Origin of the sequence: Thalassospira sp. HJ, assembly GCF_000948415.1 — a bacterium.
GTDB lineage: Bacteria > Pseudomonadota > Alphaproteobacteria > Rhodospirillales > Thalassospiraceae > Thalassospira.
In genome coordinates this window covers 574520-591798 of sequence record NZ_JYII01000010.1, presented here as the reverse complement: position 1 = coordinate 591798, position 17279 = coordinate 574520, and the positions used below count along the sequence as shown (strand labels likewise).

Genomic DNA, 17279 nt, shown 5'->3' with positions numbered 1-17279 from the left:
AAATAATTCGCATAATAAATCTCGGATTCATTCGTAAAAAGACTGGTACCACTCAACAAAGCGACCAATACCGGTTTCAATCGAGGTGGCTGGCTTGAAGCCGACCGCATCGGTCAGGGCATCGACATCGGCATAGGTTGCCGGAACGTCGCCATCCTGCATCGGCAGCATGTTTTTCTCGGCCGTCTTGCCAAGTGCCTTTTCGATCGTTTCGATCATATACATCAGCTCGACCGGGCTGTTGTTGCCGATATTAAACACCCGATAGGGTGCCGAACTGGTTGCAGGATCCGGTTTGGCCGAATTCCAGTCCGGGTTTGGCTGGGCGACTGTGGAGATGCAGCGATAGACGCCTTCTACGATGTCATCAATATAGGTGAAATCGCGGCGCATCTTGCCTTCGTTAAAGACATTGATCGGTTTGCCTTCAAGGATCGCCTTGGTGAACAGGAACAACGCCATATCCGGGCGCCCCCAACGACCATAGACGGTAAAGAAACGCAGACCCGTCGTTGGTAGGCGATAGAGATGGCTATAGGTATGCGCCATCAGTTCGTTGGCCTTTTTCGATGCCGCATAAAGGCTGATCGGGTGATCGACATTGTGATGCACGGAGAACGGCATTTCCGTATTCATGCCATACACCGAGCTGCTTGATGCATAGACCAGATGCTTCACATTGTTGTGGCGGCACCCTTCAAGAATGTTGGTAAAGCCAACAAGGTTGGCATCAATATAGGCATGCGGATTTTCGATCGAATACCGCACGCCAGCCTGGGCGGCCAGATTGACCACATAGGTCGGCTTTTCAGTGGCGAACAGATCGGCAATGCCTTCGCGGTTTTCGAGGTCCATACGGACGAACTTGTAACCGGGCTTGCCTTCCAGACGTGCCAGACGCGCTTCCTTGAGGTTAACGTCATAATAGTCGTTGACGTTATCCAATCCGACAACAGTCGACCCCTGCTCCAACAATTTCAGGCAAAGATGGGAACCGATAAAACCGGCGGCACCAGTGACAAGTACCTTTTCATTGGCCGGAATGATGAAGTCAGACATGCGCGTTGGAATTCCTGATTAAAATACAGATGCAAGCGCTCAGCACGCTACTTGGAAATTCGAAATTTCTGATACCAGCAAGGGTGGCAATGTGCAAGCCATCAACCATGGCAATGCATGTGCGAAACACGCGATCAACAGGCACGCGTTGCAAACCGAGACTCGGGAACAAATTTCTGCTATGGTTGAAAAGTTATGAAGTCCGTTTCAAGGCGAATTGCGACGTAAAGACAAATGATTTCAGCGGGTCAAACCATAGCCAACCCTAGTGGCGGCGGATTGGGCGTTATCCTGAATGTTCGGGAAATCGCGCAAACTGCTGACGGGCGCGTTTTGGCCGAATATGAAGCCATCGAAGTCAAACGTCAGGGCGGAAATTCCGCATCTGTATCACCTTATGCAATTAATGGCGCTGGATCGGAGGCTGCACGTACCCGCATTGTCGACCCACGCACCCTGACAGAGGCACAAGCAGTTGCTGGTGGTGTCAGCCGCGCGGAATACCGTGAAGCGCGTGAAGCCAATGCCGATAATGGCATCAGCCAGAATGGTGTTTCCGCCGATGGCGACCTTGACCCAGCAGAGGAAGCCGTCGTCAATCAACTGCGCGCGCGTGACTCTGCTGTGCGTCAGGAAGAACAAGCTCATGCGGCCGCAGCCGGACCCTATGGATCGGCCCCGCAATACACTTATCAGATTGGCCCGGATGGCAATGCCTATGCCATCGGCGGGCATGTTGATGTAAGCGTCTCGATGTCGGGCAGTGCAGATGACCGTGACCGGGCACTTGCTACCCTGCAGAATGCAGCACTTGCACCGAATGCACCATCAGGTGCAGATATGGCGGCCTTCCGTCAGGCCAGCCTGCAAAGAGCAACCAGTGATGGTAGTGAATCGACAAATACTACCAAAGAATCCACATCAAATTCCGCAGCATACCGAAACGGTGAGCCGCAAAGCGTCTCGATCACCGTATAATTTTGTCTTCGTGTATCTGCTTGCCCCCTAATTATACTATTCAATACGCAACAAAACACTTACCCTTACGCCTATGCTCTTATTCACCCGGATAGTTCACCTAATCAAAAACTATCCTGCCGTTTGACAGGGGCTTGGTTTTGTTGAATGCTGCGCTCGCGTCCGGGGGGACGCTTGGATTGAAAATATCAGAATCGCGCGAAACCGTGTTGTTACGGTCCGCGTTTCCGAGGTCACTCGTCCCATCATTTGTAGTGAGCTTTGGACAAGAACAGGTACGGCATAAAAATGAACATCCTGCTAGCAGACGATCACGATCTCGTCAGAGACGGGATCACTTCCTTCCTTAAACTCGCAGCGCCGGAAGTTGAAGTCGCGCAGGCGAAAGACTTCGCAGAAGCACTTGCCGTCGTTGACGGGGAAACCAGCGTTGACCTGACCATCCTTGATCTGAACATGCCCGGCATGAACGGATTGTCCGGTCTGACCGTCATGCGTCAGAAACATCCGGAGATTCCGGTGGTTATTCTGTCAGGTTCTGTCAAACGCAGCGACGTTTTGAACGCACTGGAACATGGCGCGTCTGGCTATCTGCCAAAGACGCTGTCGGGCAAATCCCTGATCAATGCCCTGCGCTTGATCCTGTCGGGCGAAAAATACATTCCGTCCGCATTGCTTGAAGACGATGGCTCGCAAATTCGCCCGGGCGAGATTGATCTTGATGGCTTGGCGCCTGACAATCCCCTGCGTCAGCTGACCAACCGTGAACGCGAGGTTCTCGGCCTTCTGACCAAAGGCTTGTCGAACAAGGAAATCGCCAAGCAACTGACGGTCCGTGAAATCACCGTAAAGGTACATCTGACCGGTATTTTCAAGAAGCTTGGCGCGGCTAACCGCACGCAAGCGGTCAAAATTGCCATGCAGTTGGGTTGGGAAGCCTGATCGCAGCCAATCAAGGCCAAAAGATCAAAGCCCGGCAATTTGCCGGGCTTTTTCTTTGGGCTTCTGACATCATTTCGTGAAACGTCGGTCCTTCTTAGGCTGCAAACACTTCGCAAAGCTCGTCAAGTGTTGCCAGAAGCTCCTTGAGGTTAAGCGGCTTGGACATCACCATGACCGGTGCATCTGTGCCATCTTCATCTTCAACAGGCTTCTCGGCATCGCCGGGATGACCGGTCATCACAATGACCGGCAGTGCTGGATTGCGTTCCCGAAGTTCCTTGACCAGGGTGTTGCCGTCCATGTGGGGCATCCGGATGTCTGTAATCAGAATATCGGGTTGAACGATGCCGGCGATCGCCAGTGCGTCTTCGCCGTTGCTCGCAGCCGAAACATTAAAGCCCTGCGCTTCCAGATAGGCCGAGATGATTTCCATCGCGTCCAGTTCATCATCAACCACAAGGATGCGGATATTGCCGCGTGCGGCTGCGTTCGTAGGCACCTGCGACAGCCATCCGTCATCAAGCGTTCCGTCAGACAAATTGTCTACCTCGGTAATTTCGACATCGGCGAGCGGCAGGGTGATTTCAAAGCATGCACCATCACCTTCGTTTCGCACATCAATCCTGCCACCCATGGCCTCAACAATGCCGAAACTGACCGAAAGGCCAAGCCCGGTGCCTTTGCCGACATCCTTGGTTGTAAAGAACGGATGGAACAAAAGATCAATCGCAGCTTCGGGCACACCACCGCCATTATCATTAACCGAGAGTTTCAAGGCTTTGCGTGCCTCATCAACCATGGCACAGACCCGGATCAGGCCGCCGATGCTTCCGGCGTCATCGCCATTTTCATTGATGGCATCGCGCGCGTTGCTCAGCATATTGACCAGAACCTGTTCAAGCTGAACCTGACGACCATTCACAAAGCAGCGCTGCCGCGGCGGAACGACATCAATGGCGATGCCCGACAACCTGCAATCATGCTCAACCATGTCAACGGCCCGCTCAACCGCCTTCATCACATCAAAGGGGGCAAAATCATCGTCATCGGGGCGACTGTAAATCTGCAGGTGCTTGATGATCTCGGACATGCGTTCTGTCTGCGCACTAATTAGCGACAGACGTTCGCGCTGAAAGGCCGGTTTGACGGCATCAAGATCATATTGCAGAGCACAGGTATCCGCCGCCATGCGGATCACATTCAAAGGCTGGTTCATTTCGTGGGCCACGGATGCCGCCATCTCGCCAAGTGTTGCCAGCTTGGAGGTCTGAACCAGTTGACGTTCAACCTTGCGCTTTTCCGTTACATCCTCTGCCAGCATGAGCATCGCTGGCGCACCTTCATGGGTGAAGGCAATGGCCGAGACTTCAAGTTCGACATTTTCGCCTTCCGGACGTTGGCAAATGATGGTGAAGTCAGCGCGCCCCGGGTAACCGTTGCGATAACGGGAAATGTATTCTTCGAGTGCTTCACGGCTTGAGGGATGAACCATCTCCATAAAGGAGCGCCCGACCAGCTTGTCACTGTCGCCGGCGCCCAATATGGTCACCCCCTGCTGGTTCATATAGACGATCTCTTCGCCGCTCAGGACAGAGATCAGCTCTGGCGCCAGTTCAACCAGCTTGCGGTAGCGTTCTTCACTTTCCTTAAGCGCACGCTCCGCACGTGAACGTTCGATCGCATAGCGGATCGACCGGCGAATGGTACGACCGTCGGGAAATTCCTTGGTCAGGTAGTCTTCTGCGCCGTGCTGAAGGGCCTCAAACGCCAGTTCTTCGTCCTTGTGACCCGTAAGAACAACAACAGGGGCAACATTGGCACAGCTGCGCACGCGCCGGATGGTGTCAACGCCAGAAGAATCCGGCAATGTCAGATCCAGCAGCACAACATCAAAAAGTGCCTCGGCCCCGTCGCCATTCAGAACCGCCATCGCAGAGGCAAGATCGCTGCAATGTTCGATATCAAATGGTTCCCCGGTTTCCTCCAAAAGGGTGCGCACCAGAAACGCATCCCCGGGATTATCTTCGACAAGAAGAATTCGAAACCGTTGTTCAGGCATTGCAGTCTTTTCCAACTATCAGAGAAACGGATTTCCGTCCCACATAGTGGGGATCGAAAACCCGTTGATTCTGCATGCTTTCACCAATCCTAGCAATCCTGAACATCAACAAGCAGACGTCCCTTCACCTGACCTTTAAGGATCTTCTCCCCCCATGGCAGGATGTCAGAAAGCGCAACCTTGGTAGTTGCCGCTGCAAGCTGGTCCTTGGGCAGCTCCTTACCAAGGCGTTTCCATGCACGCACACGCGCTTCATATGGGCACATCACCGAATCAATCCCGATCAGTTTCACGCCGCGCAGCAGGAACGGAATGACCGTTGCCGGCAAATCCGGACCACCGGCAAGCCCGCAGGCAGAAACAACGCCGTGATACTTCATCTCGGAAAGCACATGTGCAAGGGTCGTGCTGCCAACACTGTCAATCGCACCAACCCATCGTTCGGTCAGAAGCGGCTTGCTGGTATCGGTAAGTTCACTGCGATCAATGATGGTGCTTGCGCCAAGATCACGCAGATACTGATGTGTTTCCGCGCGCCCGGTCGACGCCGCCACCCGATACCCAAGCGACGAAAGGATGGAAACGGCAACCGAGCCGACACCGCCGGCAGCCCCGGTTACAAGAACTTCACCATCCTGGTCTTTTGAAACGCCCTGCTCTTCAAGCGCCATCACGGCCAGCATTGCAGTAAACCCGGCCGTGCCTATTGCCATGGCCTGCGATGCATCAAGACCATCGGGCAATGGCACCAGCCAGTCGGCTTTTACCCCGGCAAACTGGCCATAGCCGCCCCAATGGGCCTCACCAACCCGCCAGCCCGTCAGAACAACTTCGTCACCGGGCTTGTAGCGATCATCGGTTGATGAAACGACCTCGCCAGAAAAATCGATCCCGGGGACATGGGGATAGGATCGCACCAGTCGCCCGAGCCCGTTCAGGACCATGCCGTCCTTGTAATTCAGGGTCGACCATTTGACCCGCACCAAAACCTCGCCTTCAGGCAGGTCGTCTATGGTCAGGTTCTTGAATTCTGCTGTGACGCTTTTTTCTTTCTGGTTTAGCACCAGTGCGCGAAATACTTCACCCATGGTTTCCTCCCGATCTGTTCGGTTGATTGATCAAGAGTATGGCGAGCCGCACATTGCGTCAAACCCGAGCGTCGGTATTGGTCAGGGAAAAGGCTCAATCGCTCGGAGAGGTTGCCGCTGGTTCAAACGCACTATCTGTGCCACCGGTTATCGCAATGACAATGACGACAAGCACCAGAATGGCCAGATAGATGAACAATCGACGTGACGTTGTGCTGGCTTCTGGTTCATTGGGAACAACTTCGCGTTGCACGTTATCGGGCAAGCTGCGATAGGATAACCATCCCAGAAGTGGCACAATCACAAGATCATCCAGCCAGCCCAAGCCGACCAGGATATCGGGCAACAAATCAACCGGACTGACCAAATAGATCAGTCCGGCCACCAGCAACAGTTTGGATTTCAACGCAACATCCTTGCGCAACAAGGTGCGCAGAAGATTTGGAATGATCATCCAGACCGATGCATTTTTCACAGATTTATATCCGTCTTAACGATGGAGCGGCGTGACAAAGGCAGAGTAGGCAACTTCGATGGCGCGTTCAAATCTATCGCGCTCCTTGGCCGTGTAGCCCTGCTTTTCTTCAACCTGCCCCAGCGAATTGCACCCCGCAGCACATTCCATACGCACAGTTGTTGGCAACTTGAATTCATAGGTAGCACCCAAGGTCTCACTGCCTTTGAGCGGCATCGCCTCAATCGATTTTGCCTGCAAATCGCTAGGCGGTACCGTCATCCAGGCCAGCACCAGACCAAAGCCAAGAACGGCAAGCATCGCCAATTTATCAAAATACAGCATGTCGTGTCCCAACCGCATTTCTGTTAATTGTTATTCGCAATTAAGAAATGCCGCGGCGACCGGTTTGTTCCCGTAAAAGTAAAAAAGCGTTAACTTTTTAAGCGCCTTCAAGTGTTTCAAACACATCCGCACCCGGCGCGTGACCGAGAACGTTCGCCTGATGCCAAAGCGCATAAAACAGCAAATGCCAACAAGCGGCACCTTCGCGCTTTCCGGGGGTATTGAACAGCTTTTCCACCCGATCCGCATCGGCGATTTCGGCAATACCAGCCTGCCCCGCCACCAGCGGGCCAAGTTGTTTGCCCCTGCCAGAAATCCACTCTGAAACCGGCACCGTAAAACCGCGTTTTTTGGCAAAGGGTTGAGCCATGGGTAGGCAGCGATCCAGCCAACTGCGCAACAGGAACTTGCCAACACCTTTGCGAACCTTGAGACGGTCGGGCAATTGATAGGCAAATTCGGCGACCACCGGATCCAGGAAGGGTGTTCGTCCCTCAAGACCATGAGCCATCAACATGCGATCAAGCTTCAGAAGCAAATCATTGGGCAGCCAGTCAGAACAATCGACCGCCTGCGCAATCGAAAGACGTGAACGTTTCCCACGGGCTTCCCGGCTTTCAGAAGCGGCAATACCGTCACGCCATCCTTCGAGCACGCCGGGACGCAAGACATCGATCTTGTCAAACGTCCCCTTGGAGCGCATAACCCGCCCGCCAAGCAAGAGTGGACGCATCACCGAACGATACCGCCCATAGCCGCCAAACAACTCATCACCACCTTCGCCAGACAGCACTACCTTGAAATCGCGCGCGGCTTCCTTGGCAAGTTTGTAGGTCGGAAGAATGGCGTAATCTGCCGCCGGATCATCCATGCGTGCTGCGACCTCAGGCAGAAGTTGCCAGAAATCACTCTCCGAGAACATCACCTCGACATGGTTGGCATTGCAGGCCTTTGCGACATCACGGGCCAGTTCGCGTTCGTCATGTACGCTGGTCGCTTCAAAGGCGGCCGTATAAGCCGTTACCGGTCTTTCATTAAGGCGATGCATCATACCAAGCAAGGATGCGCTATCCACGCCTCCAGACAGGAACATGGCGTAATCGACATCAGACCTTTGATGCAGACGGACCGTTTCCTCAAACACCCGATCCCACTCATAAAGTGCGCGATCAAGATGACTGCCAACGGCACCCGTGTCACTTAGAACCTGACGACGGCGCCGCTCCACGATACGTCCGTTCTTCAGGACGATGGTTTCACCGGGCTGCAGTCGCTTGATCCCGTCAAGGATCATGTCGGACCCGGTCGTGAACTGAACCTGCAGCAGTTCGGATCTGGCATCCTCGCGCAGTTCCCGTCCCACAAGACCAGCAGATACCAATGCCTGCGCCTCGGACGCAAAAGCAAAATACTCAGGGGTCTCGACGTAATAGACCTGCTTGATGCCAAACGGATCGCGACACAGCACCACCTGATTGTCGATCTCATCGTGAATGGCAAAAGCATACATGCCCCGCAGCTGATCAAACCCGGCAATCCCATCGCGCGCAAACACACGAAGGGCGGTTTCACTGTCCGAATGGGTTTTAAATCCCTCTTCGCCGAGTTCTTTTCTGAGTTCGAGATAGTTATAAATCTCGCCATTGGCGATCAGGGCACTACCATTCTCATGATAAAGCGGCTGGTCACCGGAATTCAGATCAATAATCGCAAGACGGGTCTGGATAAATCCGACAGGGCCTTTGAGATAACGCCCGTGACCATCAGGGCCGCGGTGCGCCAGGGCATCTCGCAAACGATCCAGCACATCCGGATCAAGGGTTTGCTTATCCTTGGCGATATAACCAGCAATTCCGCACATTAGGCATTCCACCACACCACCCTAAAGTGGCTTACATACATCAACCTAAACAACCCTAGATACACCTTATGGGATCAGTTGTTCAAATGCCTCGGCAGCCTGAGCCCAACCCCACGCACGTTGATTTTCGAGAGCTGCTTTGTGCTGCTCTTCCCATAGGAGATCATCATTTAGAAGTTGGGCAGTGCGTTTGGCAAATAAATCGTCATCGCTAGCAACAAATCCGGTCTCACCATCGACAATGCGCTCGGCCACGCAGCCAACATCCTGCACCACGCAAGGAACCCCCATAGCCTGAGCTTCCCCCAACGCTAGGCAGAAGGTTTCTCCAAAGTCTCCCCGATAGGGCATGACACGCGCGTGTTGCATCTCATCCAAGAGTTGGTTTTTGGGTACAGGCCCACGTAGAATAACTCCTTTATCACGCAATGTATCGGCGTGATCAAGAATGACCTTCATTCGCTGGGCTTTTTCATCTCCCGCGGAACCATAGGTTTGAGGTCCAGCAAAGACATGAAGCTCTGCATCCGGCGACAGAGGATGGATTTTTTCACTCCAGATATCCACGAGCCAATCAAGTGAACGCAATGGATTTGAGGTAAATATCGCGCGCTTTTGTCGAATTTCGTTGCTGACCTTTGCGGTAATAAACCTGTTCTCGATACCATAAGGAATAACAACTCGATCGCCACAAGGCGCCCAGTTTGGATAAGTCAGGAGATGGTGAAGCCCCGAAAAAACAATGGCTGGCCTAATTTTCCATAAACGCGAGAAATAACGCCATTTAAGCAAATACTTGGCCGGGTTGTGTATCCAAAAAATCGTCCGTTTTGCTCTTGGCATGCATCCCAACAGTTCATGCCCACGATTGGCAATATAGAGATCGGCAATCTCCGGGAAACCATCAGTTAGAGGACGCCACTTAACTCCATTGTTTTCATGAGGTTCATCACACTTATTGATGATCGTAACATCATGCCCGCGATCTGCCAGCCCCTCTGCCAACGAGATAAATGCCGTTTCAGCGCCGCCAAGAGGGCGTTGCTCCAACGTAAAACCGTCAAATTTGATACCAGCGTCAGCCAGAACGATTGTCGCCATAAGATCAATTTTCCTCGTGCTTGGCTTTTAGATACGAAATGACAGGAAACAAGCCCGCAAAAAGAGCTATCAGGAAACCGATACCCCCTTCCTTGTATCCTTTACGGCCGATGTAGCAGCGAATAAAGCGCGAGAAAAAACGCCTGATATTATTCGAAAAACTGCCTATTTTGCCACTATCACGCAAATCAGCTGCACGCGCAGTAGAATAACTGTCCAATCGCTTAATCATGTCCGAGATATTGCGATCAACATAGTGCCGCACCGGATGCGTCAACTTCGACCCTCTCTCGCCTTGAAAGGCAAGAGATGGGTGAACTCTTTCTGGTCCCCAGCGTTTGCAACCTGCACGAAACAATCCCGGATAGGCGGGCTTCCCAAATGAAGCGCCCCAACCATTTAACACCAAACGATCTCCAACATAGTTGTGAACTATCAGGTGATGAAAACCAAATTTACTGGTTCTGATTACTTCACGGATTTCCTTCGCCAGTTCTTCAGAAACATGCTCGTCGGCATCAACCTCAAGAACCCAGTCGCCACTAACTTGAGAAAGCGCGTAATTTCGGCGTTCACCTTCCATTTCCCAGCTGCCAACTAGAGTTTTTGCACCTGCCTGCTTGGCTATTTTCTCCGTACCATCGGTACATTTATCACACAGAACAATGATTTCGTCGGCAAAGGCAACGTGCGACAAACAAGAAGGGAGACGTTCTTCCTCGTTATGGGCAGTAATCACAACTGATAGTTTTTGCGTCCCATTTATCATTGAATGGCTCCATTCTTGCGCGCAAGCAACGCACGTGCGCCATCAAAAACCTTTTCAACAGGCAAGCTATCCATCCGGCTCTCATGAGAGCGCCAAATTTCGCCAGATTTCCAGATCTCTTCAAAAGATTTGTCGGTTCGCACATGTGCCGTAATCGGGCCACAAGGCCCATAATTATCTTCCCTTGTTGGGCCGAACAGGCCAAGGGTCGGAATGCCAGCTGCGGCCGCCATATGCATCAAACCGCTGTCATTTCCGACGTAGAGGTCACTACGTTCCAGACAGGCTTGAACTGTGAGCAAATGCTCGTCTCCAAAAATCACAGTGCGATCTTCGGCTTTTAAGGACTCAATCACAGGCTTAGCTGCATCGCGCTCGCTCGGAGCCCCCACCACAAGTAGATGGGCATTTGGTAAAAGGCCATCATTTGCACGAATACGCGCAATCAATTTAACGAAACGCTCAGCAGGCCAAGTTTTTCCACCCCAGTTCGCAGATGGCCCAACAGCCAACAATGCCTTGCCATGATCGGGGATTAGTTCTCTTGCGCGTGCGTCATCCTCAGGACGGGTCCAAATCATTGGCAATGGCGCCGGTTCAACACCGATCAGCTTTCCAAGCTGTTCAACACGGTGCAAGTCGTCGTCATTCCCCGGCAACACAACCCGTTTCCGCCCCGGCAACACATAGGCCGTCGCACTGCCGCGCAAATCGACGATGATGTCCCACCAGGTCAGGACGACTGATTTCCAGAGCTTCCACCAATGGCCGCCGCGCTTTTGCTTTGGCATTTCGATGATACGTTCTAGGTTCGGCACACCTTCGAAAATCGGGGCTGCAACCGGGCCACAGGCAACCGTCACGCGGATGCCGGGATAGGTTTCGACATAGTGGCGCAGCACAGATGTCGAAAGCACTGCATCGCCCAGACGGTTTGACGTAATGAACAGCAGGCGCACGGGTTACAGTTTCTCCAGCTCGCCGGCGACATGGATCCATTCGCGGCGATCATTGCGTGCGGCTTCGGACTGGCTGGCAAAGAAGGACCGGTCGGTCAGAAGCTGGGATGTGATATTACCAAATGCGGCCTCGTCCGGGACGATATAGCCGGTTTTGCCGTCCTCGACCCGGCTTTTGGCAATGCCGCCATAGGACACAACCGGTGTTGCAGCGCCCAGCGCATCAACAAGCCATTGCCCGACATAATCCGTGCCGTATTTGCCGTGATGGAGAAACGCGCGCGCATTGGCGACGGTTTCTGCCATATCCGCTTCGGGTTTGGGATGATGGACGCGCACACCCTTGTCGATGGCGGAGCGCACCATATCCAACAGGTCTTCCGACACGCTGTCATTTTCGCCAGCCATGGCGCTAAACAGGTCGTGGGCGTAGACTTCCAGGATCGCATTCGGCGCCTTGGGCGCGACATAGGTTTCCCAAATGCGAATGATCTGGGCAATCCCCGTCGAGCTGTTGGCAACGGTCACCGCCAATTCATCGCGCGACTCAAATGCCCAGTGCATGTTCGATGCCATGACAAAGGATGTAGTGGCGCCGGGCCTGACCACAATCGGCTTTTTGGCCAGATCGGCATCAAAGGCCTTTGCCTGCGCGTCATCGGTAAAGATGACCTGAACTTTCTTTTCCTGCAGAACCAGCCGCACATCATCGGCATTCAACCTTGCCGGATCACCATCAAACCAAAGTGCGACGGTTGCCCCATCGGGCACGCTTGCATGGCTGAGCAACGCCGGATCGCGCCAGACAATCACGGTATTGACCGCATCACCGCCGAACGGCGGCAGTTCAGCTTCAAGCTGTCGCCAGGCAACACCGTGCATGTCCTTGTCGATGCCGCCATTCCGGCGCGCTTCGACCTTGTGACCACGGGCAACAAGGGACTCTGCCAGGGCAATGAAAGCGCGCTGGCATGTTCCAAGCGGACGGGCTTCGCGATCCTTGGGATCAAAGCCGATAGACTGATCAAGCATCAAGATTTTCATAAGTTTGGTTCTATCCGTTCGACGGCGTTTTATGAAGGGTTTTCTTATAGCTTATCCGGCCTTTGTCCGCACAGACAGGTCTTGCGAAATTTGCGTGATTGCCCCACATTTCGCCCAAACAATTCCGTTTAACCGGAGCCATAAATATCATGAGTGAGACTTTCTATGCCCTTTTGCCGGATCGTGCGGTGATCCGTGTGAGTGGTCCGGACCGGGTCAGCTTCCTGCAAGGGCTTGTATCAAACAACATCGAAACCATTTCGCCCGAGAAATCAGGCTATGGCGCACTTTTAACGCCACAGGGGAAGTTCCTGTTTGATTTCTTTGTCTATCATCAGGATGAAGACAGCCTGCTGATTGAATGCGAGCGCGGTGAAAATGGCGCGCGCGCGGCCGAACTGTTTAAAAAGCTTCGCATGTACAAACTGCGCGCCAAGGCCGAACTGACTGATGTCAGCGACAGCTACGACGTCGTGGCTGTGTTTGGCAAAGATGCGCTGAGTTCGCTGTCGCTTAAGGCAACACCGGGTGCAACGGCCCATATGGCCGATGGCATCAAGGCGGTCGACCCCCGTCTTGCCGAAATGGGTGCGCGTGTTCTTCTGCCGAAAAATGCGTTGGCCGAAATGGGTGCCATCGGCGCGCAGGAAAGCGATGTTGAAACCTATCACCAGATGCGCGTTTCGCTTGGCATTCCCAATGGCAGCGAAGAAATGGAGGTCGAGAAATCCATCCTGCTTGAAAGCGGCTTTGAAGAGCTGGGCGGTGTGGATTTCAAAAAGGGCTGCTATATGGGCCAGGAACTTACCGCTCGCACCAAATATCGCGGCCTTGTGCGCAAGCGCCTGTTGCCAGTCAAGATTGACGGCCCCGCACCAAATGCGGGCACGCCGATCATGAATGGTGACAAGGAGGCCGGTATTATCCGGTCTGTCCATGGTGATTTCGGTCTGGCCTTGATCCGGCTTGAGCGGATTGAAGGCGATGCAGAACTGTTTGCGGGTGATGCAAAGATCACGGTTTCTGTGCCTGACTGGGTTCAGTTGCCGGAAAATGCGGCCTGAGTTCGCCCAAAAACCGATACCGATGTATCAAACGGGTTCCGCCTCGCGGGGCCCGTTTTTCGTTAAAACCTGTTGCAATGCACCAACAGCCCCTATGTTAAAAGAAAAGCAAAAATCGGGATTTGCGATGAAACTGTGGAACAGGGTCCTTTGTATCCGGGGCTTGATGGCCGTGCTTTGCGCGCTTGTCATCACACCTGCCATGGCTGCAATTCAGCAAGCTGCGCCGGATTTAAGCGACGTGCCCGTATCCGATATGTCGATTTCTGAAGCCGAAAAGGAGCTGGCGACAATCACCGAGGCCTATAACCGTAAGGGCCATCAGATCAAGCAGATGGCCCTTGGCACGTTACTTCGATTTTACCCGCAGAAGATTGTACCTTGCGGGGCGATTGTCACCAATGTTCGTGATTGTCTGGACAATTACTGGCCTGACCTAAAGACCTATCCGGGTCATTTTCTGGGGCCGGATGAAAAACCGGCACTCAAGCCGACCATCGAACAGGCCCGCATGACAGAGGAAAACTACCTTGATGCGGTAGAACGCCTGAATATGTTGCTGCGTGCTGTGCGCTATGAAAGCACCCTTCCGCCAGAGCAACGCTATCGTGCGCAGCTTGATGCCGTGATCACACACCTGACAGAACTGCGCGAGGCGGAATATCACAACCGCCTTCTTTACGAGAAGCTGTTCAAGATCGGCGGCATCATCCTGTTGCTTCTGGGCCTCGTGGTTGGCGGGATGCTGGTGATGAAACACCGCACCCAACGCAACGACCCGTCATCGCAATAAGACAAAAATAACAGCAACGAGTTGCCCCGTTGCCGTTTTTATCTTTTTCACGCGTCGAATTTACGAGCGGTAATTACTTACCAAGTGCAGCCTGTGCTGCGGCAAGACGAGCAATCGGCACGCGGTACGGGGAGCATGAGACGTAATCAAGTCCCTGTGCCTCGCAGAAGGCAATCGATGCCGGATCGCCACCATGCTCGCCACAGATGCCAAGCTTGATGTCGCTGCGGGTCGCCCGACCACGTTCGGCCGCCAGACTGACCAACTCGCCAACGCCATCCTGATCAAGCGATACAAACGGATCACCGGCAAAGATATCCTTGGCGATATAGGTATCAAGGAAGCGCGCCGCGTCATCACGTGACAGACCAAAAGTGGTCTGGGTGAGGTCGTTGGTGCCAAAGCTGAAGAATTCGGCTTCTTCGGCGATTTCACCGGCACGCAGTGCTGCGCGCGGCAATTCGATCATGGTGCCAACCAGATATTTCAGCTTGGCACCTTTTTCGTCTTCGACCTCGGCTGCGACCTTGATGATCGCGGCCTTGAGGATTTCAAGTTCCTTCTTGCCAACAATCAGCGGAATCATGATTTCCGGAATAACCGGATCGCCACCATCCTTGGTCACCTCGATCGCGGCTTCAAAGATGGCACGTGCCTGCATCTCGTAGATTTCCGGATAGCTGATCCCCAGACGGCAGCCGCGATGACCCAGCATCGGGTTGGCTTCGGCAAGATCAAGCAACCGGCGCTTGACGATGGCTTCGGACACACCGGCAGCCTTGGCCACCTCGGCAATTTCGGCATCGCCATGCGGCAGGAATTCATGCAGCGGCGGGTCAAGCAAACGAATGGTGACCGGCAGCCCCTTCATGATGCGGAACAGATCGATGAAGTCCTGACGCTGATAGGGCAGAAGTTTTGCCAGCGCCGAACGACGGCCCTGCTCGGTTTCAGCCAGGATCATCTCGCGCATGGAGATAATCCGTTCCGGATCAAAGAACATGTGTTCCGTACGGCAAAGGCCAATGCCCTCTGCCCCGAAACCACGTGCAGTTTCAGCTTCTTCCGGGGTTTCGGCGTTGGTGCGGATTTTAAGGCGACGCAAAACATCCGCCCATTCCATCAACTGCGAGAAATCACCGGAAAGATCGGGTTTCAGGGTCGCAACTTCGCCCAGCATGACTTCACCGGTTGCGCCATCAAGGGTGATGACGTCCCCTTCCTTAAGGGTCACACCGCCCGACATCATGGTTTTGTTGGCGTAGTCAATTTTGACTGCACCGGCACCACAAACGCAAGGTGTGCCCATGCCACGTGCGACCACAGCAGCGTGGCTGGTCATGCCACCGCGTGACGTCAGAATGCCCTGGGCTGCATGCATGCCCGCGATGTCTTCGGGGCTTGTTTCGATACGCACCAGAATGACCTTGCGGCCCTTGCCTGCCCATTCTTCGGCAACCTCGGCCGAGAAAACGATCTGGCCGGACGCCGCACCGGGTGATGCCGGAAGGCCCATGCCAACGACCTTGCGGTCTGCTTCTGGATCAAGGGTCGGGTGCAGCAGCTGATCAAGCTGTGCCGGATTGACGCGCATGATGGCGTCTTTCTGCGAGATCACACCATCACGGCACATTTCAACAGCGATCCGCAATGCCGCCTTGGCCGTGCGTTTGCCCGCACGGGTCTGAAGCATGTAAAGCTTGCCGGACTCAACAGTGAATTCCATGTCCTGCATGTCGCGATAATGGGATTCAAGCTTTTCGCGGATATCACAGAGTTCCTTGAATACACGGGGCATCGCGGCTTCCATCGAAATCAGGTCCGAACCGGATTCCTGTTTTTCGATTTCGGTCAGCGGGGCTGGCGTACGGATACCGGCAACAACGTCTTCGCCCTGCGCATTGATCAGATATTCGCCATAGAAACGGTCTTCGCCGGTCGACGGATTGCGCGAGAAGCACACACCGGTCGCACAGTCATTGCCCATATTGCCAAAGACCATCGCCTGAACGTTGACCGCAGTCCCCCAGCTGGCCGGGATGTTGTGCAAACGGCGGTAGGTGTTGGCACGTGCGTTCATCCAGCTGCCAAAGACAGCACCAATGGCACCCCACAGCTGTTCACGCGGGTCTTGCGGGAACGGCTGCCCCAGTTCGCTTTGGACTTTTTTCTTGAACGCTTCGACGACTTCGGCCCAGTCATCGGCACTCATGTCGGTATCAAGGGTAACGCCCTTGTCTTCCTTGACGGTCTCAAGGATATCTTCGAAGTGATAGTGATCAACGCCCAGAACGACGTCGCCATACATCTGAATGAAGCGGCGGTAACTGTCATAGGCGAAACGACGGTCACCCGACACGCTTGCAAGCGCTTCGACCGTTTCGTCATTGAGACCAAGGTTGAGGACCGTATCCATCATGCCGGGCATGGATGCGCGGGCACCGGAGCGCACGGAAACAAGAAGCGGGTCCTTGGCGTCACCAAACGAACGACCGACGAGCTTTTCAACTGCCGCCAGCGCCGTTTCGACTTCGGCATTCAGACCATCCGGGTAAGCACGATCATTGTCATAAAACGCCGTGCAGACTTCGGTTGTAATGGTAAAGCCGGGCGGGACCGGAAGTCCGAGATTGCACATCTCGGCAAGGTTTGCGCCCTTGCCACCCAGAAGTTCACGCATATCCGAACGGCCCTCGGCGCTACCGCCACCGAAACCGTAAACCCATTTGGTCATCTTGCCTTTTCCTCATCTGGTCGAGGCCC

15 protein-coding genes are annotated in these 17279 nt (G+C 53.9%); 4 read left to right on the top strand and 11 right to left on the bottom strand.

Annotation, left to right across the window (positions count from 1 at the left end):
- Positions 1 to 27: 27 nt before the first annotated feature.
- Entirely contained in the window at positions 28 to 1059 is a 1032-nt protein-coding gene (locus UF64_RS08095) for an NAD-dependent epimerase (RefSeq protein ID WP_044828067.1), read from the bottom strand.
- A gap of 234 nt (positions 1060 to 1293) precedes the next feature.
- On the opposite strand from UF64_RS08095, the gene UF64_RS08090 reads away from it, so the two are divergent.
- Together UF64_RS08090 and UF64_RS08085 are read left to right on the top strand one after the other, a co-directional pair.
- Positions 1294 to 2037 (top strand): putative metalloprotease CJM1_0395 family protein, encoded by a 744-nt coding sequence (locus UF64_RS08090; protein ID WP_044828066.1) that lies wholly within the window; start codon positions 1294 to 1296, stop codon positions 2035 to 2037.
- Between the two features lie 288 nt (positions 2038 to 2325).
- Positions 2326 to 2979, top strand: a complete 654-nt coding sequence (locus tag UF64_RS08085; RefSeq protein WP_044828065.1) for a response regulator transcription factor — start codon at positions 2326 to 2328, stop codon at positions 2977 to 2979.
- A 94-nt stretch (positions 2980 to 3073) separates the two neighbouring features.
- On the opposite strand, the gene UF64_RS08080 is transcribed toward UF64_RS08085, so the two are convergent.
- From UF64_RS08080 to UF64_RS08040, 9 genes are all read right to left on the bottom strand, one after another.
- Positions 3074 to 5038, bottom strand: coding sequence for a response regulator (locus UF64_RS08080; RefSeq protein WP_044828064.1), 1965 nt, complete (start codon positions 5036 to 5038; stop codon positions 3074 to 3076).
- An 89-nt stretch (positions 5039 to 5127) separates the two neighbouring features.
- On the bottom strand, positions 5128 to 6126 hold the full coding sequence (locus UF64_RS08075; RefSeq protein WP_044828063.1) for an MDR family oxidoreductase: 999 nt from the start codon (positions 6124 to 6126) through the stop codon (positions 5128 to 5130).
- Between the two features lie 94 nt (positions 6127 to 6220).
- Complete coding sequence (locus tag UF64_RS08070; RefSeq protein ID WP_235285002.1) at positions 6221 to 6601, bottom strand: YkvA family protein; 381 nt, start codon at positions 6599 to 6601, stop codon at positions 6221 to 6223.
- Between the two features lie 15 nt (positions 6602 to 6616).
- On the bottom strand, positions 6617 to 6925 hold the full coding sequence (locus UF64_RS08065) for a hypothetical protein (RefSeq protein ID WP_152630641.1): 309 nt from the start codon (positions 6923 to 6925) through the stop codon (positions 6617 to 6619).
- Positions 6926 to 7022: 97 nt separating this feature from the next.
- The gene (asnB, locus tag UF64_RS08060) at positions 7023 to 8786 is read right to left on the bottom strand and encodes an asparagine synthase (glutamine-hydrolyzing) (protein ID WP_044828061.1); all 1764 of its coding nucleotides are present in this window, start codon (positions 8784 to 8786) and stop codon (positions 7023 to 7025) included.
- A gap of 66 nt (positions 8787 to 8852) precedes the next feature.
- Positions 8853 to 9887, bottom strand: a complete 1035-nt coding sequence (locus UF64_RS08055; RefSeq protein WP_044828060.1) for a glycosyltransferase family 4 protein — start codon at positions 9885 to 9887, stop codon at positions 8853 to 8855.
- A 4-nt stretch (positions 9888 to 9891) separates the two neighbouring features.
- Positions 9892 to 10656, bottom strand: a complete 765-nt coding sequence (locus tag UF64_RS08050) for a glycosyltransferase family 2 protein (RefSeq protein WP_044828059.1) — start codon at positions 10654 to 10656, stop codon at positions 9892 to 9894.
- Positions 10653 to 11615 carry a glycosyltransferase family 9 protein gene (locus UF64_RS08045; RefSeq protein ID WP_044828058.1) on the bottom strand — a complete coding sequence of 321 codons (963 nt, stop codon included), beginning with the start codon at positions 11613 to 11615 and terminating at the stop codon, positions 10653 to 10655. Before UF64_RS08045 ends, UF64_RS08050 begins: the two co-directional genes overlap by 4 nt.
- Before the next feature lie 3 nt (positions 11616 to 11618).
- Complete coding sequence (locus UF64_RS08040) at positions 11619 to 12659, bottom strand: glycosyltransferase (RefSeq protein WP_044828057.1); 1041 nt, start codon at positions 12657 to 12659, stop codon at positions 11619 to 11621.
- A 149-nt stretch (positions 12660 to 12808) separates the two neighbouring features.
- Between UF64_RS08040 and UF64_RS08035 the strand changes: the two genes are divergently transcribed.
- Positions 12809 to 13723: a folate-binding protein YgfZ gene (locus tag UF64_RS08035; RefSeq protein WP_044828056.1), complete on the top strand. Its 915-nt coding sequence runs from the start codon at positions 12809 to 12811 to the stop codon at positions 13721 to 13723.
- Between the two features lie 256 nt (positions 13724 to 13979).
- Positions 13980 to 14516: a hypothetical protein gene (locus tag UF64_RS08030; protein WP_152630640.1), complete on the top strand. Its 537-nt coding sequence runs from the start codon at positions 13980 to 13982 to the stop codon at positions 14514 to 14516.
- Between the two features lie 73 nt (positions 14517 to 14589).
- Here the strand turns inward: UF64_RS08030 and ppdK are convergent, their stop codons facing one another.
- Positions 14590 to 17250, bottom strand: coding sequence for a pyruvate, phosphate dikinase (ppdK, locus tag UF64_RS08025; protein WP_044828054.1), 2661 nt, complete (start codon positions 17248 to 17250; stop codon positions 14590 to 14592).
- Positions 17251 to 17279: the final 29 nt, after the last annotated feature.

Excerpts from the sequence above, each read along its gene's own strand:
- UF64_RS08095 (WP_044828067.1), bottom strand. The coding sequence starts at position 1,059 with ATGTCTGACTTCATCATTCCGGCCAATGAAAAGGTACTTGTCACTGGT.
- UF64_RS08090 (WP_044828066.1), top strand. The coding sequence starts at position 1,294 with ATGATTTCAGCGGGTCAAACCATAGCCAACCCTAGTGGCGGCGGATTG.
- UF64_RS08085 (WP_044828065.1), top strand. The coding sequence starts at position 2,326 with ATGAACATCCTGCTAGCAGACGATCACGATCTCGTCAGAGACGGGATC.
- UF64_RS08080 (WP_044828064.1), bottom strand. The coding sequence starts at position 5,038 with ATGCCTGAACAACGGTTTCGAATTCTTCTTGTCGAAGATAATCCCGGG.
- UF64_RS08075 (WP_044828063.1), bottom strand. The coding sequence starts at position 6,126 with ATGGGTGAAGTATTTCGCGCACTGGTGCTAAACCAGAAAGAAAAAAGC.
- UF64_RS08065 (WP_152630641.1), bottom strand. The coding sequence starts at position 6,925 with ATGCTGTATTTTGATAAATTGGCGATGCTTGCCGTTCTTGGCTTTGGT.
- asnB (WP_044828061.1), bottom strand. The coding sequence starts at position 8,786 with ATGTGCGGAATTGCTGGTTATATCGCCAAGGATAAGCAAACCCTTGAT.
- UF64_RS08055 (WP_044828060.1), bottom strand. The coding sequence starts at position 9,887 with ATGGCGACAATCGTTCTGGCTGACGCTGGTATCAAATTTGACGGTTTT.
- UF64_RS08050 (WP_044828059.1), bottom strand. The coding sequence starts at position 10,656 with ATGATAAATGGGACGCAAAAACTATCAGTTGTGATTACTGCCCATAAC.
- UF64_RS08040 (WP_044828057.1), bottom strand. The coding sequence starts at position 12,659 with ATGAAAATCTTGATGCTTGATCAGTCTATCGGCTTTGATCCCAAGGAT.
- UF64_RS08035 (WP_044828056.1), top strand. The coding sequence starts at position 12,809 with ATGAGTGAGACTTTCTATGCCCTTTTGCCGGATCGTGCGGTGATCCGT.
- UF64_RS08030 (WP_152630640.1), top strand. The coding sequence starts at position 13,980 with ATGTCGATTTCTGAAGCCGAAAAGGAGCTGGCGACAATCACCGAGGCC.
- ppdK (WP_044828054.1), bottom strand. The coding sequence starts at position 17,250 with ATGACCAAATGGGTTTACGGTTTCGGTGGCGGTAGCGCCGAGGGCCGT.